This window comes from Streptomyces sp. NPDC037410 (assembly GCF_055602235.1).
The window spans coordinates 90,519-112,407 of the sequence record NZ_JBVJWR010000006.1 but is presented as its reverse complement, the minus strand read 5'-3'; the positions used below and the strand labels follow the sequence as shown (position 1 = coordinate 112,407).

At 72.9% G+C, this 21,889-nt stretch carries 21 protein-coding genes; 13 read left to right on the top strand and 8 right to left on the bottom strand.

Going from position 1 to position 21,889, the window contains the following annotated elements; translation table 11 throughout:
• The first annotated feature begins 7 nt into the window (after window positions 1-7).
• From ACZ7HT_RS11910 to thpR, 3 genes are all read left to right on the top strand, one after another.
• Window positions 8-1,360 (top strand): MFS transporter, encoded by a 1,353-nt coding sequence (locus ACZ7HT_RS11910; protein ID WP_471163392.1) that lies wholly within the window; start codon window positions 8-10, stop codon window positions 1,358-1,360.
• A gap of 287 nt (window positions 1,361-1,647) precedes the next feature.
• Window positions 1,648-3,894, top strand: coding sequence for an FG-GAP repeat domain-containing protein (locus tag ACZ7HT_RS11905; RefSeq protein ID WP_471163388.1), 2,247 nt, complete (start codon window positions 1,648-1,650; stop codon window positions 3,892-3,894).
• Between the two features lie 37 nt (window positions 3,895-3,931).
• Window positions 3,932-4,516 carry an RNA 2',3'-cyclic phosphodiesterase gene (gene thpR, locus ACZ7HT_RS11900; RefSeq protein ID WP_471163386.1) on the top strand — a complete coding sequence of 195 codons (585 nt, stop codon included), beginning with the start codon at window positions 3,932-3,934 and terminating at the stop codon, window positions 4,514-4,516.
• 133 nt (window positions 4,517-4,649) lie between these two features.
• Here the strand turns inward: thpR and ACZ7HT_RS11895 are convergent, their stop codons facing one another.
• The gene (locus ACZ7HT_RS11895) at window positions 4,650-5,183 is read right to left on the bottom strand and encodes a MarR family winged helix-turn-helix transcriptional regulator (RefSeq protein WP_471163383.1); all 534 of its coding nucleotides are present in this window, start codon (window positions 5,181-5,183) and stop codon (window positions 4,650-4,652) included.
• Between the two features lie 38 nt (window positions 5,184-5,221).
• Between ACZ7HT_RS11895 and ACZ7HT_RS11890 the strand changes: the two genes are divergently transcribed.
• Window positions 5,222-5,641 (top strand): carboxymuconolactone decarboxylase family protein, encoded by a 420-nt coding sequence (locus ACZ7HT_RS11890; protein ID WP_471163380.1) that lies wholly within the window; start codon window positions 5,222-5,224, stop codon window positions 5,639-5,641.
• Here the strand turns inward: ACZ7HT_RS11890 and ACZ7HT_RS11885 are convergent.
• Together ACZ7HT_RS11885 and ACZ7HT_RS11880 are read right to left on the bottom strand one after the other, a co-directional pair.
• Window positions 5,625-6,326: a GDSL-type esterase/lipase family protein gene (locus tag ACZ7HT_RS11885; protein WP_471163377.1), complete on the bottom strand. Its 702-nt coding sequence runs from the start codon at window positions 6,324-6,326 to the stop codon at window positions 5,625-5,627. The two genes, ACZ7HT_RS11890 and ACZ7HT_RS11885, sit on opposite strands and share 17 nt — an antisense overlap.
• A gap of 85 nt (window positions 6,327-6,411) precedes the next feature.
• Entirely contained in the window at window positions 6,412-7,257 is an 846-nt protein-coding gene (locus tag ACZ7HT_RS11880; protein WP_471163374.1) for an alpha/beta fold hydrolase, read from the bottom strand.
• 180 nt (window positions 7,258-7,437) lie between these two features.
• Between ACZ7HT_RS11880 and ACZ7HT_RS11875 the strand changes: the two genes are divergently transcribed.
• On the top strand, window positions 7,438-8,424 hold the full coding sequence (locus ACZ7HT_RS11875) for a WD40 repeat domain-containing protein (RefSeq protein ID WP_471163372.1): 987 nt from the start codon (window positions 7,438-7,440) through the stop codon (window positions 8,422-8,424).
• Between the two features lie 95 nt (window positions 8,425-8,519).
• Here ACZ7HT_RS11875 and serC read toward each other — a convergent pair whose 3' ends face one another.
• A complete protein-coding gene (gene serC, locus ACZ7HT_RS11870) occupies window positions 8,520-9,638 on the bottom strand; it encodes a phosphoserine transaminase (protein ID WP_471163369.1) in 1,119 nt (372 codons plus the stop codon).
• 51 nt (window positions 9,639-9,689) lie between these two features.
• Here serC and ACZ7HT_RS11865 point away from each other — a divergent pair, with 51 nt between their 5' ends.
• Entirely contained in the window at window positions 9,690-12,527 is a 2,838-nt protein-coding gene (locus tag ACZ7HT_RS11865; protein ID WP_471163366.1) for an FAD-binding and (Fe-S)-binding domain-containing protein, read from the top strand.
• Window positions 12,528-12,576: 49 nt separating this feature from the next.
• Here ACZ7HT_RS11865 and ACZ7HT_RS11860 read toward each other — a convergent pair whose 3' ends face one another.
• A complete protein-coding gene (locus tag ACZ7HT_RS11860; RefSeq protein ID WP_471163364.1) occupies window positions 12,577-12,903 on the bottom strand; it encodes a rhodanese-like domain-containing protein in 327 nt (108 codons plus the stop codon).
• Window positions 12,904-12,939: 36 nt separating this feature from the next.
• On the opposite strand from ACZ7HT_RS11860, the gene ACZ7HT_RS11855 reads away from it, so the two are divergent.
• Window positions 12,940-13,557: a TetR/AcrR family transcriptional regulator gene (locus ACZ7HT_RS11855; protein ID WP_471163361.1), complete on the top strand. Its 618-nt coding sequence runs from the start codon at window positions 12,940-12,942 to the stop codon at window positions 13,555-13,557.
• Window positions 13,558-13,565: 8 nt separating this feature from the next.
• On the opposite strand, the gene ACZ7HT_RS11850 is transcribed toward ACZ7HT_RS11855, so the two are convergent.
• Both ACZ7HT_RS11850 and ACZ7HT_RS11845 read right to left on the bottom strand, forming a co-directional pair.
• On the bottom strand, window positions 13,566-13,949 hold the full coding sequence (locus ACZ7HT_RS11850; protein ID WP_471163358.1) for a nuclear transport factor 2 family protein: 384 nt from the start codon (window positions 13,947-13,949) through the stop codon (window positions 13,566-13,568).
• Between the two features lie 50 nt (window positions 13,950-13,999).
• Window positions 14,000-14,857: a LysR family transcriptional regulator gene (locus tag ACZ7HT_RS11845; protein WP_471163355.1), complete on the bottom strand. Its 858-nt coding sequence runs from the start codon at window positions 14,855-14,857 to the stop codon at window positions 14,000-14,002.
• Between the two features lie 164 nt (window positions 14,858-15,021).
• On the opposite strand from ACZ7HT_RS11845, the gene ACZ7HT_RS11840 reads away from it, so the two are divergent.
• The gene (locus ACZ7HT_RS11840; RefSeq protein ID WP_471163353.1) at window positions 15,022-15,942 is read left to right on the top strand and encodes an EamA family transporter; all 921 of its coding nucleotides are present in this window, start codon (window positions 15,022-15,024) and stop codon (window positions 15,940-15,942) included.
• 52 nt (window positions 15,943-15,994) lie between these two features.
• On the opposite strand, the gene ACZ7HT_RS11835 is transcribed toward ACZ7HT_RS11840, so the two are convergent.
• Window positions 15,995-16,273, bottom strand: a complete 279-nt coding sequence (locus ACZ7HT_RS11835) for an adenylate cyclase (protein ID WP_181924553.1) — start codon at window positions 16,271-16,273, stop codon at window positions 15,995-15,997.
• 179 nt (window positions 16,274-16,452) lie between these two features.
• Between ACZ7HT_RS11835 and ACZ7HT_RS11830 the strand changes: the two genes are divergently transcribed.
• From ACZ7HT_RS11830 to ACZ7HT_RS11810, 5 genes are all read left to right on the top strand, one after another.
• Window positions 16,453-16,830, top strand: a complete 378-nt coding sequence (locus ACZ7HT_RS11830) for a VOC family protein (RefSeq protein ID WP_471163350.1) — start codon at window positions 16,453-16,455, stop codon at window positions 16,828-16,830.
• 190 nt (window positions 16,831-17,020) lie between these two features.
• On the top strand, window positions 17,021-17,200 hold the full coding sequence (locus ACZ7HT_RS11825; RefSeq protein ID WP_471163348.1) for a DUF1272 domain-containing protein: 180 nt from the start codon (window positions 17,021-17,023) through the stop codon (window positions 17,198-17,200).
• A gap of 106 nt (window positions 17,201-17,306) precedes the next feature.
• Entirely contained in the window at window positions 17,307-18,968 is a 1,662-nt protein-coding gene (locus tag ACZ7HT_RS11820) for an aminotransferase class I/II-fold pyridoxal phosphate-dependent enzyme (RefSeq protein WP_471163345.1), read from the top strand.
• A gap of 34 nt (window positions 18,969-19,002) precedes the next feature.
• Window positions 19,003-20,601: a class I adenylate-forming enzyme family protein gene (locus ACZ7HT_RS11815; RefSeq protein WP_471163343.1), complete on the top strand. Its 1,599-nt coding sequence runs from the start codon at window positions 19,003-19,005 to the stop codon at window positions 20,599-20,601.
• A 147-nt stretch (window positions 20,602-20,748) separates the two neighbouring features.
• A complete protein-coding gene (locus ACZ7HT_RS11810) occupies window positions 20,749-21,786 on the top strand; it encodes a DMT family transporter (RefSeq protein WP_471163341.1) in 1,038 nt (345 codons plus the stop codon).
• Window positions 21,787-21,889: the final 103 nt, after the last annotated feature.

The window sequence follows — 21,889 nt, the reverse complement described above, 5'->3', positions numbered from 1 at the left end:
ACGCACTTTGAGTACGGGACACGGAGCAGACTCCGCACCCGTCCATCAACCCACCCCCGACACCCGCGGGCGGGGAGGAAGCCTCTTCGGAGACACCTTCTCCTCGCTCGGGATCCGGAACTACCGGCTGTTCTTCACCGGAGCGATCGTCTCCAACACCGGTACGTGGATGGCCCGGATCACCCAGGACTGGCTGGTCCTGAGCCTCACCGGCTCGGCCGCCGCCGTCGGCATCACGACGGCCCTGCAGTTCCTGCCGATGCTGCTCTTCGGGCTGTACGGCGGTGTCATCGCCGACCGCTACCCGAAGCGGCGCCTGCTGCTCGTCAGCCAGGCCGCCCTCGGACTGTGCGGGCTCGCGCTCGCCGTCCTCACCCTCTCCGGTTCCATCCAGGTCTGGCACGTCTACCTGATCGCGTTCCTGCTCGGCATGGTGACCGTCGTCGACAACCCCGCCCGGCAGACCTTCGTCACCGAGATGGTCGGGCCGAAGCAGCTGCGTAACGCCGTCTCGCTCAACTCGGCGAACTTCCAGTCCGCGCGGCTCATCGGACCCGCCGTCGCCGGTGTCCTCATCGCCGGAGTCGGCAGTGGCTGGGCCTTTCTCCTCAACGGCCTGTCCTTCATCGCCCCGCTCGTGAGCCTCCTGCTCATGCGGACGAGCGAGCTCCACAAGGTGGAGCGCGCCCCGCGCGGCAAGGGGCAGCTGAGGGAGGGCCTGCGGTACGTGGCCGGGCGGCCGGATCTGATCTGGCCGATCGTGCTCGTCGGCTTCATCGGCACCTTCGGGTTCAACTTCCCGATCTGGCTCACCGCCTTCTCCGGCGACGTCTTCCATGTCGGCGCCGGCGCGTACGGCCTCCTCAACACCCTCATGGCGGCCGGCTCCCTCGTCGGCGCCCTCGCCGCGGCCCGCCGCGGCTCGACCCGGCTGCGGATGCTGGTGATCACAGCGGGCGTCTTCGGCGTCCTGGAGATCGCCGCCGCCCTGTCGCCGGCGTTCTGGCTGTTCGCGCTGCTGCTCGTGCCGATCGGGCTGCTCGGACTCACGGTGAACATCACGGCGAACTCGGCCGTCCAGCTGGCCACCGATCCCGCCATGCGGGGCCGGGTCATGAGCCTCTACATGATGGTCTTCGCGGGCGGTACGCCGATCGGGGCCCCGCTGCTCGGCTGGGTCACCGACACGTACGGCGCGCGCGCCGGCTTCGTCGCCGGCGGCGCGATCTCGCTCGCCGCGGCGGTCGTCGTGGGCCTCGTCCTGGCCCGGGTCGGCGGCCTCAAGGTCGCGATGCGCTGGTATCACGGGCACCCGCAGGTGCGGTTCGTGGCGCGGGAGCGGCTGGCGACAGCGGCGTAGCCCTTGGGCGGGCGGCGGCCCGGGCTCGGGTGCGGGGCCCTGGGTGGGCGGCGGCCTGGGCTTGGGTGCGGTCGTGTGCCCGGGGCCGGGGCCTCCGCGGGGGAGGTGGTGTCCGGACTGCGTCTCACCGCGCTTCGCGCGAGTTCAAGACGCTTTCACGTCCGGACACCACCTCCCCCGCTCCGGCCCCGGCCCCTCCCGCCGTCCTCGTCCTCGGTCGTACAACCTTCCGGCGGAGTGGGGAGTCGTAGCGGGCGTATCCATGGGGTTCGGGGAGGGAACACACCTTGCGTACTGCTTTGTCGCGCCGTGTCTCGATGTCGGTGGGGATCGTTCTGGCGGTGGCCGCCGTGATGCCGTTCGTCGCGGCCACGGCCACGGCCGCCCCCGTCGCGGTGGCACCGGCCGCCGGGACCGCCACCGCGCCGGTCAAGGTGCCGTTCCTGGCGTCGGGGGGTGAGCTGCTCAGCGCGGGTGCCACCGGGTTCCTGTCCGAGGACGTCGACGGCACGGCCCGCTGGACGCGGTACGCCGACGGGGTGTCGAAGGTCGTCCCGAAGGGCGTGGGGGAGGAGGTTCTCGGCTCTCCGGGCTCGGACATCGTCGTGGTCGCGTACTACCCGTACACCGCCGGGGACGAGAACCTCTACACCAAGACCGTGCGGCTGTACGACATGAAGACGGGTGCCGCACCCGTCACGCTCGACCTGCCGGCGAGCCCGGAGACCGCCGGGATGCTCGGCGGCGTGGTGGGCTCGACGCTCCTGATGACCGATCACCAGACGCTGAAGCTCATCGACGTCACCGGCGGGAAGGCGACCGTCCGCGTGGTGGGCGACGGGTACAAGGAGCCCGGGTGGATGCCCGGTGCCGTGCCCGGCACGGCGGTCGCGATCGACTCCGGCGAGTATCTGGTCGTCGACCTGGCCACCGGGCGGGAGACCGGCCGCTACCAGCTGTCGGGGACCGGCTGGCCGTGGGCCTTCTTCCTCTCGCCGAACCGTGTGGCCTGGACGGAGCGGACGGACGCCCAGCTGGCCCTTGCCACGGCGGTACGGGGGCAGAGCGAGGTCGTGCGCACGCCGCTCGGTCCCGACGGTTCGGCCGAGATCACCGGCGGGCTCCTGGGCGACTGGTTCGTGTGGGGCGCCACCACCGGGAACGCCACCCCGTGGCACGCCTTCTCGGCCCGCTCCCTGAAGGACGGGTCGACGGTCAAGCTCCTCGACCACGCCACGGACGCCGCACAGGGCGCCGACGGCAGCTTCCTCGTCCTCGGTACCACCGCCGCCCACGGCGCGGGCGTCTACCGGGTGGCGCTCGGCGCGGACGGTCAGCCGTCGGCCGAGCTGTTCGCCTCCACCGGCGAACCGAACGACGGGGCCACCCCTCTGGCGTACGCCGGTGGCGCTCCGGTCACCGTCGATCTGGACGGAGTCGCCAAGGCCCGGCTGGCCTGGAAGTTCTCCACGACGCGGGCGGACCTCACCGTCGAGCTGAGGCGTCAGGGGTCGTCGGAGAGTTTCCAGACGGTCGTCCGACCCGCGTCCGGCACCGGGGCGTACCCCGACGGAACCCTCGGGTTCGACTGGGCCGGCGAGATGGGGAACTGGGACCCGGAGCCCGCCGCCAACGGCGCGTACGACTGGAAGGTCACCGCCCGGCCGTGGAACGGGATGCCGTCGGTCACCACGTCCGGCACCCTGACCGTCACCCGTTCCCCCAAGGCGCACGACTTCGACGACGACGGGGCGCCGGACCTGGTCGCGCGGGCCGCGAACGGCTATCTGGAGCAGATCGGCACGCGCTGGGACGACGCCGCGGGACGGCTCGTCCCCCGGGAGTACAACGTCAACACGCAGCTCGGCTGGAACGTCTACGACCAGGTGGAGGCCGCCGGTGACCTCGCCGGTTCGAACGCCGCCGACCTGGTCACCCGCGACCGGGACGGGGTCCTCTGGCTCCACCGCGGCACCGGCAGTGACACCCGTGTGGGGTACGAGTCCCGGGTGCGGATCGGCGGCGGGTGGAACACGTACACCCGGTTCACCGGCGGCAGCGATCTGACGGGCGACGGGCGGGCCGATCTCGTCGCCGTCGACAAGGTGGGGGACCTGTACCTCTACAAGGCGACCGGTTCCACCACGGCTCCGTTCGCTCCGCGGAAGAAGACCGGTTTCGGCTGGGGAATCTACGACCAGATCACGGCCGTGGGGAACGTCGGCGGTGGACCGGCCGGTGATCTCGTCGCCCGCGACAAGGACGGGACGCTCTGGCTGTACCTCGGCAGGGGCGACGGGACGTTCGCGCCGCGCACGCGGATCGGCGGCGGCTGGGGCGTGTACGCCGACGTCGTCGGCATCGGTGACGGGAACAAGGACGGCCGGCCCGACCTGTACACCCGGACGGCGGCCGGTGCCGCCTCCTTCTACGCCGGTACGGGGGACTGGAAGGTCCCGTTCAAGCCCCGCGCGACGACCGAGGCCGGCAGGGGGACGATCTGGGGCGGTCAGGCCGTCCAGCAGGTCTCCTGACCCGACCGGCGGCCCCGGCCCCTGCCACACTGCTCCTATGAGGCTCTTCGCCGCCGTCGTGCCGCCGTCGGAGCAGCTGGACCAGCTGGGCGGGGTCGTCGCCCGGTTGCGCCGGCTGCCCGGTGCGGACGGGATCCGCTGGACTTCGCGGCCCGGCTGGCATCTCACGCTCGCCTTCATGGGGGAGGTCGGGGAGGAGCTGCTGCCGGAGCTGCTGGTGCGGATGGAGCGGGCCGCGCACCGGACGGCGCCGTTCCCGCTGCGGCTGCACGGGGGCGGGCACTTCGGGCGGCGGGCGCTGTGGGCCGGGGTCGCCGGGGATCTGGAGACGCTGCGGCTCCTCGCCGAGCGGTCCGACGCCGCAGCGCGCCGGGCCGGGGTCGCGATGGACGAGCACCGGCGCTACCAGGGGCACCTGACGGTCGGCCGCGCGCGGGAGGAGGGGGTGTCCCTCCGCCCGTTCGTGGACGAGCTCACGTCCTTCGAGGGGCGGCGGTGGCAGGTGACCGAGCTGGCGCTCGTCCGGTCGAACCTGCCGGTGCGCGGGGTGGTGGGGGAGCAGCCCCGGTACGAGACGGTCGGTGCCTGGCCCCTTGAGGGCCGGGAGGGGCTCTCGGGTTAACCTCGACGGGTGGATCCGAAGACTCGAAACCTGATCATGGCCGGCGCTCTCGTCCTGATGTTCGCGATCATCGCCGTGGCGTCGGTGGTCGGTCAGTAGCCTTTCGCGGCGGGTCGTCCGCGGGTGCCCCTGTTCAGGGGGTTCCCAGCCAGCTCGTGGCGTCCAGGCGGAACGCCGTCTCCTCGGGGACGACGGTCCGCAGGGCCGCCTCCATGTCGCGGACGCGGTCCGCGCCGAGTGCGGCGATCCATTCCGCCCGCAGGTCGTCGAAGATCGTGGCGGAGCGGGCGAGGGCGTCGTACCCGCGCGGGGTGAGCCGGACGAGTTTGCGGCGGGCGTCGGCGGGGTCGTCGGCGCGCTCGGCGTAGCCGGCGGCGAGGAGCCGGTCGACGGTCTTGCCGGCGGCCTGCTTGGAGACGCCGAGGCGCCGGCCGATGTCGCTGGCGGTGGCGCCGTCGACGCCGATGGCCTGCATGGCGAAGCCGTGGGCGGGGCGCATCTCGGGGTGGCCCTCGTCGGCGAGGCGGGCGTGGAGCCGGTCGATGAGGGTGCGGAAGCCGCCGAAGAGGAGCAGGGGCAGTTCGTATCCGGGAGTGTCGCGCACGGGTACCCCCTTGCTCATATCGACAACCTGGTTTACGTTTTCTCCAGCGACATGGTCAACCATGTTGTCCATTCTAGTCCGTCCACTCTGGGGGAATCGCCTTGTCCGCACCGCTCGACACCGCCCGCACCGCCGCCGCCGTCGCCCTCCTCAAGGAGACCTCGCCGGAGACCCTCGACGGCTTCCTCAGGCTCAGCGCGATCTTCGAGTCCACGACCCTCGACCCGCACTCCCGCGAGACCGTCATCCTGACCGTCGCCGAACGCAACCAGTGCCACCTCTGCGTCGACATGCACGAGGCCAAGATGGCCGCCCTCGGGCCCGCCCCCGACGCCGAACGCCTCGCTGCCGTGCGGAAGTTCACGCTCCAGGTCTTCGCCTCCTCCGGCGCGGTCAGCGACGAGGACCTCGCCGCCTTCGAGAAGGCCGGCTACACCCGCCGCAACGCCCTGGAGGTCGTCCTCGGCATCGGGACGTACACGGTGTCGACGTTCGCCAACCGGCTCACGCGAGCGGCCTGATCCCGTACGCCCGGTAGGGGCCGCCCAGGCCCCACGCCTGGTGCATCGCGTCGGCGAAGGCGGCGGCCAGCTTGCGCTCGCCGCTCGGGCCGGGGTGCGTGCCGTCGTAGGTGTCCGCCTCCAGGTCGTACGACTCCGGGATCGTCGCGAGGAGGAGGGGCGAGGCGGCCGTGTCCAGGTCGGCGACCGCCTTCGCGAGGAGCTCGTTGAAGCGGGCGCACTCGGCGGCGAACGGGGCGTCGTACCCGGCGCGGACGTTCGGGATGACCGGCAGGAGGACGGCCCGCACGTGCGGGTTCGCCGCCCGGGCCGCCGCGACGAACGCCCGGACGTTCTCCTCGGTCTGGTCGCTGTTCGTGTACCAGCCCAGGTCGATCAGGCCGAGGGAGATCAGGAGGACGTCCGCCCCGGTCGTCATGACCGTCTCGCCGATCAACGGCGCCATGTGCAGCCAGCCCTCGCCCCAGCCGGCCAGGTGCCGCCGGGCGTCGGCGGGGAACGCGGGGTCGGCGTACGCCTCCGACGACGGCGCGTCGGCGGCGGGGTCGTACAGGCCGGAGCGCGGGCCGACGATCTCGTACCCGCCCGGAAGCGTGGCCTCCAGGTGCTCCCACATGCGGTGGCGCCAGGTCCAGTCGCCGGCGCGTCCGATGGTCATGCTGTCGCCGACGAACAGAAAACGCATGGTCACATCATCGCGGACGGTGTCCCGGAGCGGCGACGTGATCCGGGACACCAGCGATCGGCCTCCGGGACACCGGCGGCCGCTACTACCTCAGGAAGGCGGCGACCGTCGCCGCGAGCCGTTCCGCGTCGTCGTGCCACGGGAAGTGCCCCGCCCCCGCCAGGACCGCGAGCTCCGCCTTCGGGAACAGCTCCGCGTACGCGGTGGCCGTCGGCACCGGCGTGTTCGCGTCGCCCTCCCCGGCCACGACGAGCACCGGGCGGCCGAAGTCCGCGAACGCCGCGCGCGTGGCCGCCGGTTCGAAGGCGCCCTCGCCGGCGTAGGCCCCCGCGGCCTCCCCGTTCCGCCGCCGGTGGCTCTCGGCGTGCCGCTCCCGTGCCGCCTCGTCCCAGGTCCCGTGGAAGAACGGCGCCACCGCCTGGAAGGTCTCCGCCGAACCGCGCCCCGCCGCCAGCTCCCGGAGCGCCGCGTACGCCGGACCGAACCACGGCTCCCGCTCCCGCCACGGTCGCCGCGCCGCCGCGAGCCGCTCCTCCCCGCTCGTGTCGAGCCCGACGGCCGCCGTGCCCGGGGTGAGGAGGACCAGACGGGCCGCCCGCTCCGGGTGGCGGGCCGTGTACAGCGCGGCCAGGTTGGCGCCCGCCGAGTGCCCGAGGAGGTCGATCGTGTCCAGCCCCAGGTGCGCGCGCAGCGCCTCGACGTCTTCGACCTGCCGGTCGCAGCGGTACGAGGCCGGGTCCTCCGGCACCGCGGAGGCGCCGGTGCCCCGCAGGTCGAGGCGGATCAGGGTGCGGTGGGCGTCGAGCCCGCCGAGGTCACCCAGATAGGCGGAGTCCTGCATGGGCCCGCCGGGCAGGCAGACCAGCGGGGCGCCGGAACCGGAGGCGTGGTACGCGAGGAGGGTGCCGTCGGGGGCGGGGAAGGTGGGCATGGGCGCGACCATGACAGCGGCTTAGGGGCAGGTCAAACAGGTTTCCGGCAGGGCGCGCGGGGCCGGCCCCGGTGGCCCCGGTGCTGGTCGGCCGGGCTTCCCGCGGCCCGCGCGGTCCGGCACGGCGGCCTCCGGCCGCCGGTCGGCCGGGTTTCCGGGCCGTCGTGGCAGGCTTGATCCATGCGATCTGCTCTGTGCGCCCTCGGCGCGGCCGCCGCCCTGGTGCTGCTTCCGGCCGGTCATGCCCGTGCCGAAGGGCAGGAACCCGACCGGGACTTCACGATCCAGGACCCCCGGATCACCGAGTCCAGCGGCCTCGCCGCGAGCCGGGCCCACCCCGGGATCTACTGGACGCACAACGACCAGGACGCGCCCCTGATCTACGGCGTCGACTCCCGTACGGGAAAGACCGTCGCCACCCTCACCATGGCCGGCGTCGGCACCCCCCGTGACATGGAGGGGATCTCCGTCGGCCCGGACGGCGACATCTACGTCGGCGACATCGGCGACAACCTCGACGGCTCCTGGGACCACGTCTGGATCTACCGCTTCCACGAGCCGGAGACCCTCAAGGACCAGACCGTCACGGCGAAGCAGTACGTCGTGAAGTACGCCGACGGGGCCCGCAACGCCGAGGCCCTGATGGTCCATCCGAAGACCGGCCGGGTGTACATCGCGAGCAAGAACGAGGACGGCGGCGGCCTGTACGCGGGCCCCGAGCGGCTCTCCTCGTCCGGCACGAACGTCTTCCGGCGCGTCGGGGAGGTCCCCTGGGTGACGGACGGCGCGTTCTCGCCGGACGGCGGCCGGCTCGTCCTGCGCGGCTACTTCACGGCCAGGGAGTACGCCTGGAAGGACGGCCGCCTCGGCGACGACGGCACGGCGATCGGCGCCCCCTTCCAGGGCCAGGCGGAGTCCGTGACGTACACGCCGGACGGCTCGGCCTTCATGTTCGGCTCGGAGGGGAAGAACAGCCGGGTGGTGCGGGTCGAGCGGGAAGCGGAGCACCCCTCGGACTCGCCGACCGCGCGGACGCCGGGCGCGCCGAAGGCCCCGGCGGGGCAGGACAAGCAGGACGGTCAGGGGAGCGCCACCACCGGCTTCCTCGTCCTCGCGGGCGCCACGGTCCTCGTGGTCGGCTTGAAGCGGCTGTTCCGCAAGGGCTGAGCCCTGCGCCGCCACCAGCGCCGCTGACGCGTACGCGAAGGGCCCCGCACCGGTCGCGACCGGTGCGGGGCCCCTCGTACCAGCTGATCAGGCTGTTACAGCTGACCGATGACGTAGTCGATGCAGGCCGTGAGCGCCCGCACGTCCGCCGGGTCGATCGCCGGGAACATCGCGATCCGCAGCTGGTTGCGGCCCAGCTTGCGGTACGGCTCGGTGTCCACGATGCCGTTGGCGCGCAGCACCTTCGCGACCGCCGCCGCGTCGATCTCGTCCGCGAAGTCGATCGTGCCGATGACCTGCGAGCGCTTCGCCGGGTCGGTGACGAACGGGGTCGCGTACTTCGACTCCTCGGCCCACGTGTAGAGGGCGTCCGAGGACTCCTTCGTCCGGGCCACGGCCCAGTCCAGACCGCCCTGGCCGTTGATCCACTTCAGCTGCTCGTTGAGCAGGAAGAGGGTCGAGAGCGCCGGGGTGTTGTACGTCTGGTTCTTCAGCGAGTTGTCGATCGCCGTGGGGAGGGAGAAGAACTCGGGGACGTGACGGCCCGAACCGTGGATCTTCTGCGCCCGCTCCAGGGCGGCCGGGGAGAACGCCGCGAGCCACAGGCCGCCCTCGGCGGCGAAGGACTTCTGCGGGGCGAAGTAGTAGACGTCCGTCTCGGTGATGTCGACCGGGAGGCCGCCCGCGCCGGAGGTCGCGTCGACCAGGACGAGCGCGCCCTCGTCGGCGCCCGCGACCCGCTTGATCGGGGCGGCGACACCGGTGGAGGTCTCGTTGTGCGTGTACGCGTAGACGTCGACGCCCGCCTCGGCCACCGGCTCCGGGTGGGTGCCCGGCTCGGAGGAGACCACGGTCGGCTCGGCAAGCCAGGGAGCCAGCTTGGCGGCCTTCGCGAACTTGGAGGAGAACTCGCCGAAGGTGAGGTGCTGCGACTTGTTCTCGATGAGACCGTGGGTCGCGACGTCCCAGAAGGCGGTGGAGCCGCCGTTGCCCAGGATCACCTCGTAGCCCTCGGGCAGCGAGAAGAGGTCGGAGATGCCGGCACGTACCTCGCCGACCAGGTTCTTGACCGGAGCCTGGCGGTGGGACGTGCCGAGGAGGGAGGTGCCGGTGGCGGCCAGGGCGTCCAGCGCCTCCGTACGCACCTTGGAGGGGCCCGCGCCGAAACGGCCGTCGGCGGGCTTGATGTCAGCGGGAATCTGGATCTCAGCCACGAGGCGGAGAGTATCGGGTCGGGGAGGCGCCGGTCGCCGGATGTCCGCCCGATGAGACGAAACGTGGGACATCCTGGCGTTGTGGGAAGACACGACGAAGACCCGTCCGGACTCGCCGCCGACCTGCGCGCCGCGGTCGCCGGAGACGTCGATTTCTCCGTCACCGCGAGGGCGCTCGCGACGATGGACGCCTCCAACTACCGCCGTGTACCAGCCGGTACGGTCGCGCCGCGCGACGCCGACGACATCGCGGCCGCCCTGGAGGTGTGCCGCGCGCACGGCATCACGCCGGTCGTCGCGAGGGGTGCCGGGACCTCCATCGGAGGCCAGGCGACCGGCACCGGCGTCGTGCTCGACCTCACACGGCACATGGACGGGATCGTCTCCCTGGACCCGTCTTCCCGTATCGCCGTCGTCCGGCCGGGCCTCGTCCTGGACCGGCTGCGGGAGGCCGCCCGGCCGTACGGGCTGACCTTCGGCCCCGATCCGTCCACGCACAGCCGCTGCACCCTCGGCGGAATGATCGGCAACAACGCCTGCGGGGCGCACTCGGTCGCGTGGGGGACCACGGCGGACAACGTGCGCTCGCTGGATGTGGTGACGTACCGGGGAGAGAGGTTGACGCTGGGGAGGGGCGGGGAGGGCGCCCCGGCGGGTCTCCTGGACCTCGTCGAGCGGAATCTGGCCCTCCTCCGTACGGGCTACCCGGCCGGGCTGCCGCGCCGGATCTCCGGGTACGCCCTCGACGCGCTGCTTCCCGAGCGGGGCGTCGACGTGGCCCGCTCCTTCTGCGGCAGCGAGGGCACGCTCGGGGTGGTGACGGAGGCGACGGTCGCGCTCGTCCCGCTGCCGGCCGAGCCCGTACTCGTGGTCCTCGGATACGCGGACGAGAGCGCGGCGGCGGAGGCCGCGGCCGGGCTGCTCCCGTACAGGCCGCTGACCGTGGAGGGCATGGCGGCGGACCTGGTGCGGGGTGGCGCGGAGGGGCTGCCGAAGGGTGGCGCGGAGGGGCTGCCGAAAGGTGGGGCGTGGCTGTTCTGCGAGGTGGACGGTGACGGCGCGGCCCGTGAGCTGGTCCGGGCGGCGGACGCGGTCGACGCGGCCGTGGTGCGGGAGGCGGCCGGGCAGCGGGCGCTGTGGCGGATCCGGGAGGACGCGGCGGGGACGGCGACCCGGATGCCGGGGGGCGGGGACGCCTGGCCCGGCTGGGAGGACTGCGCGGTGCCGCCGGCGCGGCTCGGCGCGTACCTCCGTGAATTCCGGTCACTCCTTGCGGAGTTCGGCCTCCGGGGGATCCCGTACGGGCACTTCGGGGACGGGTGCGTGCACGTGCGGATCGACTTCGACTGGTGGAGTGCGGAGGGCGTACGGGACTTCCGGCGGTTCTCGGAGGCGGTCGCCGACCTCGTGGTCGCCCATGGCGGATCCCTGTCCGGGGAGCACGGCGACGGGCAGGCGCGGGCCGAGCTGCTGCCGAGGATGTACGGGGAGGAGCTGGTCGGCCTCTTCGGCGCGGTCAAGGACGTGTGGGACCCGGACGGGGGCTTGAACCCGGGGATGCTGGTGCGGCCGCGGCGGCTGGACGAGGGGCTGCGCTTCGAGGGGCTGCTGCCGGTGGTGGGGGCGGGAGCCGGGGTCGGAGCGGAGTTGGGGAGGTCTGCCGCGCGGTGCGTGGGGGTGGCCAAGTGCCGGGTGGCGGGGAAGAGTTCGGGGCCGGAGGTGATGTGCCCCTCGTATCGGGCGACGGGGGAGGAGAAGCACTCCACCCGGGGGCGGGCGCGGCTCCTGCACGAGATGGCGCTCGGTGAGGTGATCACGGACGGCTGGCGCTCGGAGGAGGTGCGGGAGGCGCTCGACCTGTGCCTGTCGTGCAAGGGCTGCCGGAGCGACTGCCCGGTGGGCGTCGACATGGCCGCGTACAAGGCGGAGTTCCTCGACCGGCACTACGCCGGTCTGGGAGGTCTGTGGCGTCGCCCGCGCTCCCACTGGACGATGGGCCGCCTGCCGGGATGGCTGGCGCACTTCGGGCGCGGCCTGAACACGGCGATGCGGCTGCCGTTCGCGGCGCGCCTCGCCGGGGTCACGCCCGAGCGGACGATGCCGAGGATCGCGGAACGGTCCTTCGCGTACTGGTTCGCCCAACGCGCCTCGACCCGCCCGCCGTCGCTCACCCTGTGGCCGGACACCTTCACGAACTTCCTGGCGCCGGAGGTGGGCGAGGCGGCGGTCCGCGTCCTGGAGGACGCGGGCCTGGGGGTGGACCTGCCGCCCGGGCGGGTCTGCTGCGGGCTCACGTACGTGTCGACGGGGCAGCTGGGGGCGGCGCGGAAGGTGATGCGGCGGACGTTGGACGTGATGGGGGACGTGAGGGGGGAGGTGGCGGGCCCGGTGGTCGTCCTCGAACCCTCCTGCGCGGCGACCCTCCGCACGGACCTGCCCGAGCTGATGGGCGACGATCCGCGCGCGGCGCGGCTCGCGGGGGCGGTCCGCACCTTCGCGGAGGCCCTGGAGGAGCTGGCCCCCGACTGGACCCCGCCCCGCCTCGACCGCCCGGTCACCGGCCAGACCCACTGCCACCAGCACGCGGTCCTGGGCGACACGGCGGACCGCCGCCTCCGTGAACGGGCGGGCCTGACGGGCGACTTGGCGGGCGGCTGCTGCGGCCTTGCGGGCAACTTCGGCTTCGAACCGGGCCATTACGAGGTCTCGGTGACCTGCGCGGAGGACCAGCTCCTGCCCGCGTTGAGGGCTGCCGGGGATGCGGTGGTCCTGGCGGACGGCTTCTCGTGCAGGACTCAGATCGGCGACCTGACGGACATGCGGGGGCGGCACTTGGCGGAGGTGCTGGCGGAGGGGTTGGAGGAGGGGCTGGGCCCGCCGGCGCTCTGACGCGAAGGGGGCGAGGGCTCCGTGCGGAGTCCTCGCCCAGGGGTGGCGGTCAGGCGGATTCGACCGGGAGGCCCGCCTCGACCCAGTCCTGGATGCCCTCGCGGTACTTGCGGACGTGGGTGTAGCCGAGGGCGGTGAGCCGGTCGGCGACCTGTCCGCTGTTGGGGCACGCCGGGTTCGAGCAGTACGTGACGATCGCGGCGTCGAGGTCGGGGAGCAGGGTGGGCGCCTGGGCGTCGACGTCGGCCAGGACCAGCGCGAGGGCGCCGGGGAGGTGCTGCTGGGCGTAGTACTCGCCGCCGAGTGCGTCGATGACGGTCACGGTCCCGGCCTTGATCGCCGCTTCCAGCTCGTCACGCGTGATGAGTGCGGTCATGCCACTGCCTCCAGAGAATCGGACTACAGTCCTCTTATGGCTCATGACGATAGCGGACTGCGGTCCGGTTCTGCAATGCCGCTGGAACTGCTGCGGACGCCGCCGCCCAAGGAGCGCGCGGACGCGGCCCGGAACCGGGTCGCGGTACTGGAGGCCGCCGCCAGGCTGTTCGCCGAGCAGGGCGTCGAGGCGGTGTCCATGGACCAGATCGCCGCCGCCGCCGGTGTCGGCAAGGGCACGCTGTTCCGCCGGTTCGGCGACAAGGCGGGGCTCGCCGCCGCGCTGCTCGACGCCCGCGAACGCGTCCTGCAGGAGGCGATCCTGCACGGGCCGCCCCCGCTCGGCCCCGGGGCGCCGGACGAGGAGCGCCTGGCCGCGTTCCTCGACGCCTACTTCGACTATCTGCTTGAGCACCTGGCGCTGGTCCGGATGTCCGAGACCGCGACTCCCGGCGCCCGCTACAGGATCGGGGCGTACCGGTTCTGGCACCGGCACGCGGCGATCCTGCTCGCCGCCGCACCCGACCCCGACCACGCCGCCCACGCCCTGCTCGCCGCCGTCGCGGCGGACCACGTCGCGGCACTCCTGCCGGAACTGGGCGAAGACCGCATGCGCGCCGGCCTGCTGCGCCTCGCCCGGTCGTCGGCCCGCTGATCACCGCCTCACGCGTCGGGTACGGGCGTGGCCTGGTGGTAGTACATCCGCCAGCCGGACGCGTCATCCAGCTTCCGCCAGATCGAACTCCTCCGGGCCCGCCTGCCGTCGAGGACGGTCTCGAACGTCAGGTGCACGACCCCCGGCGCGAGGACGGTGCCGGTCATCCCCGTGGGGACGTACTGCGGGCCCTCGTCGGCCGCACCCTGCATGACCGGCATCGACGAGAGCATCGACTGCCGGTCCCACCTGCGCCCCGAGGCGCCCACCTCCGTGAACTCCGGATCGAGGAGCGCGTCCGACAGGGCCACGGACGCCCGCACGGCCGGGCTCATCAACTGCAGCTCCCGCTCGATGACCTCGGCCACGATGTCTTCGCTGTTCATGTTCATCGGGGCATCCTGTCGTGGCCGGTCCGGGCGCTCGCAAGCGAATTGACCGGTCACCCCCCGCTGACGATCTCCCGCGCCATCGCGACGAGCGCCCCGGTCGCCGGGTGCGGGAAGGCGTCCCGCCAGGCGAGGAGCACCGGGAGCGGGGGCGCGTCCGGGAGGGGGCGGTAGGTGACGCCCGGGTGGGGGTGGAGGGCGGCCGTGGAGGCGGCGGAGACGCCGATGCCCCGGCCGGCGGCGATCGCCGTGAGCCAGTCGTCGGTGTTGGCGACGGTGAGGGTGGCCGGGGGGCGGGCGGTGGCGGGCCAGAGCGCGAGGGTCGTCGTGCCCGAGACCGTGTTGAGGACGACGGTCTCGCCCGCGAGGTCGTCGAGGGTGAGCCGGGGGCGGCCGGCGAGCGGGCTGTCGGCGGGGAGCGCGGCGACCCGCTCCTCGGTGGTGAGTTCCGCCGTGGCGAGGCCGGGTGCCTCGACGGTCCCGCGCAGCAGCGCCGCGTCCACCTCGCCGCGGGCGAGGCCGGCGGTGCGGTCGTCGATGCGGAGGAGTTCGAGCGGGGTCTCGGGGTGGGCGCGCTGCCAGCGCCGGAGCAGGGGAGTGGTGTACGGGCCGAAGGCCGACCAGGCGTGCCCGAGGCGCAGGGGGCGGTGGCGCAGGCGCGCCGGGTCGACGGCGGCCTCGAAGGCGGCGAGGGCGGCGGCGGCCCGGTCCTGGAAGGCGCGGCCTTCGGCGGTGAGCGCGAGGTGGTGGGTGGAGCGGTCGACGAGCCGGGCGCCGAGGTGCTGTTCCAGGGCGGCGAGCGTGCGGGAGACGGCGGGCTGGGTGAGGTGGAGCCGGGCGGCCGCCCTGGTGAGGCTGGATTCCTCGGCGATGGCGAGGAAGCAGCGGAGGTGGCGTAGCTCGATGCTCATGCGTCCGGAGCATAACCGCAGCACAATCGGCATTTCCGGCGCCGCGCGGGGGCTCGTAGCGTGGGAGGGGATGGCGGGGCTATCCGGGTGTGGACCCGACGGGGGTGCATTATTCTGGACTTCGAGTCCAGTTCAGTGAACTAGCGTGGGTGAAGGAGTCGTCGGTGGACAGTCCGGTCAAGGAGGCGGCCCCGGCAGCGGTCACGGCTCCCGTGGTGGCGTCGGGGGCGGCGGCCGGTCATCGGCTCGGGCCCGTCGCGCTCGTCGTCGCCGGAGGGCTCTCCGTGCAGTTCGGCTCCGCCGTCGCCGTCCTGCTCATGCCCCGCGCGGGCGCGCTCGGGGTCGTCACCCTGCGGCTCGTGCTCGCCGCCGCCGTCCTGCTGATCGTCTGCCGGCCCAAGGTCCGCGGCTACGGCCGCGCCGACTGGGGGACGGTCGTCGCCTTCGGCACCGCCATGTCCGGGATGAACATCCTCTTCTACCAGGCCGCCGACCGGATCCCGCTGGGCGCCGCCGTGACCCTGGAGGTCCTCGGCCCGCTGATCCTCTCCGTGGTCGCCTCGCGGCGGCTGATGAACCTCCTGTGGGCCGGGCTCGCCCTCGGTGGTGTCGTCCTCCTCGGGGGCGGCGGCTTCGACCGCCTGGACCCGGCCGGCGCGGCTTTCGCGCTCGGGGCGGGCGCGATGTGGGCCACGTACATCGTCTTCAGCGCGCGTACGGGCCGCCGTTTCCCGCAGGCGGACGGGCTCGCGCTCGCCATGGCCTTCGGCGCCGTCCTCAGCCTGCCGCTCGGCATCGCGGAGGCGGGCGACAAGCTCCTCGTGCCGTCGACGATCGGCCTGGGCCTCGCCGTCGCGCTGATGTCCTCGGTCCTCCCGTACACCCTGGAACTCCTCGCCCTGCGCCGCCTGCCCGCGCCGACGTTCGCGGTCCTGATGAGCCTGGAACCGGCGATCGCGGCGACGGCCGGCTTCCTGGTCCTCAGCCAGGCCCTGTCGCTGACCGACGGCCTCGCGATCGCCCTCGTGATCGCGGCGAGCATGGGCGCGGTCCGCACGCAGTCCCGCCGGGTCCGGGCCGAGTAGAAGCGGCCGGCCGCCTCCTCGTTCAGGCCGAGGCCGCTTCAGGGCGGGGGTGTCAGTGCGTCGAGACCTGGAGGCAGGCCACGTCGTACTGGGACACAGAGTGGGGGTTGACGGAGTTCTGCGGCTGTTCGCCGGCGTAGCGGGTCCCGGCGACGCCGTCGGGGTTGAAGGCGGAACCGGGGGCCGACTGGGACTGACCCGGGCGGACGGGCTGCTCTTCGCAGGACTGGTTGGGCTGTCCGGCGAAGGCGGGGCCCGCGGCGATGCCCGCGGTGCCCGCCGCGAGGGCGACGGAGGCCACCGCGAGAGCCGCACGCTTCAGCGGATGCATGACCACTTCTCCTTCCGCGGAGTGCCTGTCATGGGTACGTGCGCGGGGAGGGGATGGATTGTGCGGGCGACCGCCGTCCGGGTGGGCGAGGGGCGCCGGGCCGGGTGACCTCGGCGCCGCGCGCCTCGACGAGGCTCCGGCCCGGTCCGGCCCGCCCGCCGCCCGCCTATGATCCGCCCATGATCGCCGACCTGCAGTGCATCGTCCTGGACTGTTCCGCGCCCCGTGAACTCGCCGTGTTCTACCGGGCCGTGCTCGGCGGGGACGTCGATCGGCCCGACCCGCGCTGGTCCCTCGACGAGGCCTGGTCCACGCTGCACGCGCCCGGCGGTCTCGTCCTCTGCTTCCAGGGCGTGCCCGATCACCGCCCGCCGACCTGGCCGGACCCGGAGCGCCCCCAGCAGTCCCATCTCGACTTCGGCGTCCCAGATCTGGACGCGGCCGAGGCGCAGGTCCTCGCGGCCGGGGCGAAGCTGCTCGACGCCGGGGCGGGCGCGCGGAGCTGGCGGGTCTACGCGGACCCGGCGGGTCACCCGTTCTGCCTGGTCAGGCACTGACCCGCCGGGGGCCGTGCGCCTGGTCAGGCACTGGTCCGCCAGGGGCCGTGCGCCTGGTCAGGCGCCGACCCCCGCCGGGCTCTCCCGCTGACCCGATCCTGTTGATCTTTGGCCCTCGGCCTGTTTCCGCCGGTCGCGCGGGCGCGGACGATGGAGGGGTTCTCAGTCGTACGAGGAGGGGGAGCCGATCATGGCCCTGGAGATGCGTGACCGGTGCGAGCGCTGTGAGACGGCGGTCCTGACGCCGGACGGGCCCGCGCGGATCTGTACGTACGAGTGCAGCTTCTGCGTCCCCTGTGCCGACGCGATGGACGACGTCTGCCCCAACTGCGGCGGCGAACTCGTGCCCCGGCCGCGCCGGGCCGCCTAGCCACTGGCTGTCATCGCCGCTGGTCGGCCGGGGGGTCCTCCCGGCCGTCCATCACTCTCGCTGATGATAGTTGATACCTTCGCGAAGGTTTTTATTTCATGGGTCCATGACCGCATCCACCAGCTCCACTCCGGAGCCGGCGACACTGCCGGCTCGTCCCGGGGCCTACCCGGACGGCAGGACCCCCCTCGCTGACGCCGTGCTCGCAGTCGCCCGACGTGACATCGCCACGTTCCACGCGCTGCCGCTCTCGCACGGCCGGTCTATCCGCGACTCCCACATGCGGGAGACCTACGAGGCGCTCTTCGGCGTCGCGCAGCTCGCGGCCGACGTGTCCTACAGCGGCACGATGCTCGACTCCTTCTTCCGGCCCCGGGGCCCGCTCCGCGAGGCCCAGCGCCTCGCGGCCCGCAGCTTCGGCGCCGACGCCACCTACTTCCTCTCCGCCGGCACGAGCACCGCCAACCGGGTCGCTCTGACCGCGCTGACCCAGCCCGGCTCCCGCGTCCTCGCGGACCGCTCCTGCCACCAGTCGGTGCACTTCGCCCTCAACTCGCTCGGCGTCCAGGTCGCGTACGCCCCGATGCAGCGCTGCTGCGACGACTGCCCCCGGACGTACGCGGACCTTCCCCGGCTCCTGGAGATGTTCCGGACGGCCGCCGCCGAGGGCCGGCCCTTCGACACCGTCGTCCTCTCCGCCGTCTCCTACGACGGCGTCCGGTACGACCTGCCGACCGTCCTCGCCGAGCTCGCCGCCGTCCACCCCACCGTCTCCGTCCTCGTCGACGAGGCCTGGGGCGCGGCGCACCGCTTCCACCCCCGGCTGCGCCCGCTCACCGCGCTGCACGCCGTCGAGACCCTCCGCGCCGCCGACCCGCGCCTCGCCATGAACGTGGCCGTCACCCACTCGGCGCACAAGTCGATGTCGGCGCTCCGCCAGGGCTCCTACCTGCACCTCATCGGCGACGGCGAGGCCCAGGAGCGCACCGCGCAGGCCCTGTTCCAGCACCACACCACCTCGCCCAGCTGGCCCGTGCTCGCCAGCCTGGACCTGGCCCGGCTCCAGGCCGAGACCGAGGGCGAGTCGCTCCTCGGCCGGTCCCTCGGGCTCGCCCGCACCCTGCGCGTCGAGCTCGCCACGGACCCGCGGCTCTCCGCGTACCGCCCGCTCGGCCCCGACGGCCACCTCACGGACGCCGCGCAGCTCGTCAGCGACGACCCCACCCGGGTCCTCGTCGACATCAGCGCCCTCGGCATCACGGCGGCCGACTTCCGGCGGATGCTCTTCGACGAGTACGCGCTGTACGTGGCCCGGGAGAGCGGCGACGCCGTCCTCTTCCACATCCACATCGGTGTGGACGAGGCGACGCTGCTGCGGCTGCTCGACGCCCTGCGCACCATCCAGCGCACCTACCGGAGCGCCTCCGCGGCCCTGGCCACGGGCACCTCCGAGCACTTCATCATCGCCTACCCGCCCGGCATCCCGATCACGGTGCCCGGCGAGAAGCTCTGCGAGCGGACGCTCAGTCAGATCGACGAGCTGCGCTCCAGCGGCTGCGAGATCTACACGCTGCGGAACCCGACCGTCTCCGCCCGCGAACTCGCCGTCCAGGCCGCCTTCACCGGTTCCGTGCCGGCCACGGCCGACCACCTGACCGCCGAGAGCCTCAGCACCGAGCAGCTCGCCGGTGCCGCCGCCGCCGTCTCGGCCGCCGGCACCACCGCGGCCACCGTCTCGGCCGCCGCGACAGCAGTCGTCACCAGCTGATCCGCCACCCCCCGACTTCGAGGAGAGCACCTCCATGATCAAGATCGCGGACATTCGCAAGCACGCCGCCCGCTGGCCCCAGCGCGTCGCCGTCGTCGACGGCGAGACCCGCATGACCTGGGCGAGCTTCGCCGACAAGGTCAGCCGGGTGGCCTGCGCCATCCAGGACCTGCTCCCCGAGACCCGGCCGGCCCGCGCGGTCTTCCTCGCCGAGAACAGCTGGGAGCTGGTGGTCTCCATGGCCGCCGTCAGCTCCCTCGGCATCCCCTGCGTCGGACTCGACTACAGCGCCGGACCCGTCGCGACCACCGCCGCGCTCGACCAGCTGCAGCCGACCGTCGTCATCACCTCGCAGGAGCACCGGGCCCTCGTCGAGGAGTGCGGCTGGCCCGGCGGCAGAGACATACTCGACATATTCATCGACAGCGAGCCGGTGGGCCTGCCCGACGGGCAGACCGTCTCCGTCAGCTTCACCGACCTCCTCGTGTCGGCCCCCGGCGACCCGCAGCCGGTGGAGCAGCCCTTCGAGGCCTTCTCCTTCACCTCCGGCACGAGCGGCGTCCCGAAGATGGTCGTGCGCCGCACCTCCTTCGAGGCGCGCCGCTTCGCCGACCTCGTCGACCAGTACGCCTTCGACGAAGAGGACGTCCACCTCGTCACGGTGCCGCTCTACCACGCCTCCGGTCCCGGCTGGGCGCGCATCTTCCTCACCCTGGGCGGCACGGTCGTCCTCGGCCCGCACGACGACGCCGAGGAGCTCATCCGCATCATCCAGGACGAGGGCGTCTCCACCACCCTGATGGTGCCGCCGGTCCTGGCCCGGGTCGTCGCCCACCCGAACTCCGAGCACCTGCACAAGACCTCCCGCCTGCACTTCGTGCTCTCCGGCGGCCGGCACCTCAACCGATGGGTCATCAACAACGCCTGGGACCGCCTCGGTCCGGTGCTCCACCTCTACTACGGGACGACCGAGACCGGCGTGAACGTCATGATCGGTCCCGAGGAGCTGCACGTGGCGCCCTGCCGCTCCGGCCGCCCCATGCCCGGCAACACCGTCGTCGTCCTCGACGCCGAGAACCGCCCGCTCCCCAAGGGCAGCCGCGGCCGGGTCGCGATAGCCAGCTACCAGCTGATGGACAGCTACGCGACGAGCGAGCCCGACTTCATGACCCTCGACTACGGCGGCCGTACGCAGCGCTTCCTGCTCACCGGCGACAGCGGGCTCGTCGACGAGGCGGGCCGGCTCGAACTCACCGGCCGCAACGACGGCGTGGCGAAGGCCGAGGCGGGCAAGCCGCTCGACGTCAACATCTTCGGCCTCGAAGCCGATCTGATGGACCTGCCCTGCGTCCGCGAGACGGCCGTCCTGCGCACCAGCCTCCCCGGCGTCGGCGAAGTGCTCGTCGTGCCCTTCACCCCGGTCGCGCCCGAGCGGCAGGAGAGCGGCTACCGGGCGGTCAGCGCCGCCTGCGCCCGCCGGGTGCCGTGCCTCCCGGCGTACGTGGTGCCCGTCGAGGCCATCCCGTACAGCCCGACGGGCAAGGTCCGGGCCGCCCAGCTCCTGGAGTCGGTCCTGCCGCTGCTCGACATCCGGCCCGCGGAGGACCGCGAGCTGGAGTCCGCCGGGGTCTGACCCCCCCCGCCCGTACGTCCGACAGCCCCCCGTAAGCGTGGCCGGGTCCCGGAGCCCGTACCCCCTCCTCCGGATCCGGGACCCGGCCGCCTCCCCTCCCTGAACTCCCCTCAACTCCCGGCCGGCTCAGGCCCGACAGGAAGAATCATGAACAGTCAGAACACGTACACGCGAGGCGTCCTCCTCTGCCTCCTGGCCACGGTGTCCTGGGGCGCGATGTTCCCCCTGATGGACTCCACCCTCCAGCACATCGACCCCTTCACCTTCACCGTGATGCGGTACACCATCGCCGGTGCGATGTTCCTGGTCTTCCTGCGGATGCGGGAGGGCAGGGCGGGGCTCCGCCTCAAGGGCGAGCGCATCGGTCTGGCCTGGCTGTTCGGCACGGCCGGCTTCGCGGGCTTCCAGTTCCTCGTCTTCTTCGGCCAGGACCTCATCGGTGCGCGGGGCGCGCTCAACGCCTCGATCATGATGGCGACCATGCCCATGATGGGCTTCCTGGTGAACTGGGTGCTGAAGAAGGTCGTTCCGCCGAAGTTCTCGCTCATCTTCATCGCGATGTCCTTCGTCGGCACCATCCTCGTCGTCTCCGACGGTGACATCGGCTCGCTGATCGCCGACCCGAAGACCGCCGGCGCCGACGCGCTGCTCCTCTTCGCCGCGCTGTGCTGGGTCGTCTACACCTCGGGCGCGAGCTACTTCCCGACCTGGTCCCCGATCAAGTACACGGCCATCACCACGGTCCTCGGCCTCGCCAGCGCCACCGTGATCACGGCGATCATCCTGGCCGCCGGCGGCGTCCCGGTCCCGACGGCCGGTGCCGTGGGCTCGATCCTGCCCCAGCTCGCCTACATGAGCGTCATCGCCGGCTTCGTCGGTGTCCTCGGCTGGAACTTCGGCAACCGCTACCTCGGCCCGCTCAACGGCGTCCTCTTCATGGACGTCGTGCCGATCACGGCCTTCGTGATCTCCGCCCTGACGGGCGTCGTCCCGGCCGGCATGCAGATCGTCGGTGCCTCGCTCACGGCGGCGGCGCTGGTCTTCAACAACCTGTACCTGCGCAAGGTCGCCGCCAAGGCCGCCGCGGCCGCCCCGGCCCCGACGCCGGTCGTGGCTTCCGGTTCCGGTTCCGGTACGGGCTCCGCTTCCGCTCAGGCCCCGGTCGCCTCGGGCAGCAGGTCCTGACCGGACCCGACCCGCTGCACGCGTACGGCGTGGGGGCCCCCCCCCGCGGGGGGGGGCGCCGTACCCCCCCCAAAAAAAAAACCCCATCACCCACCCCCCCCAA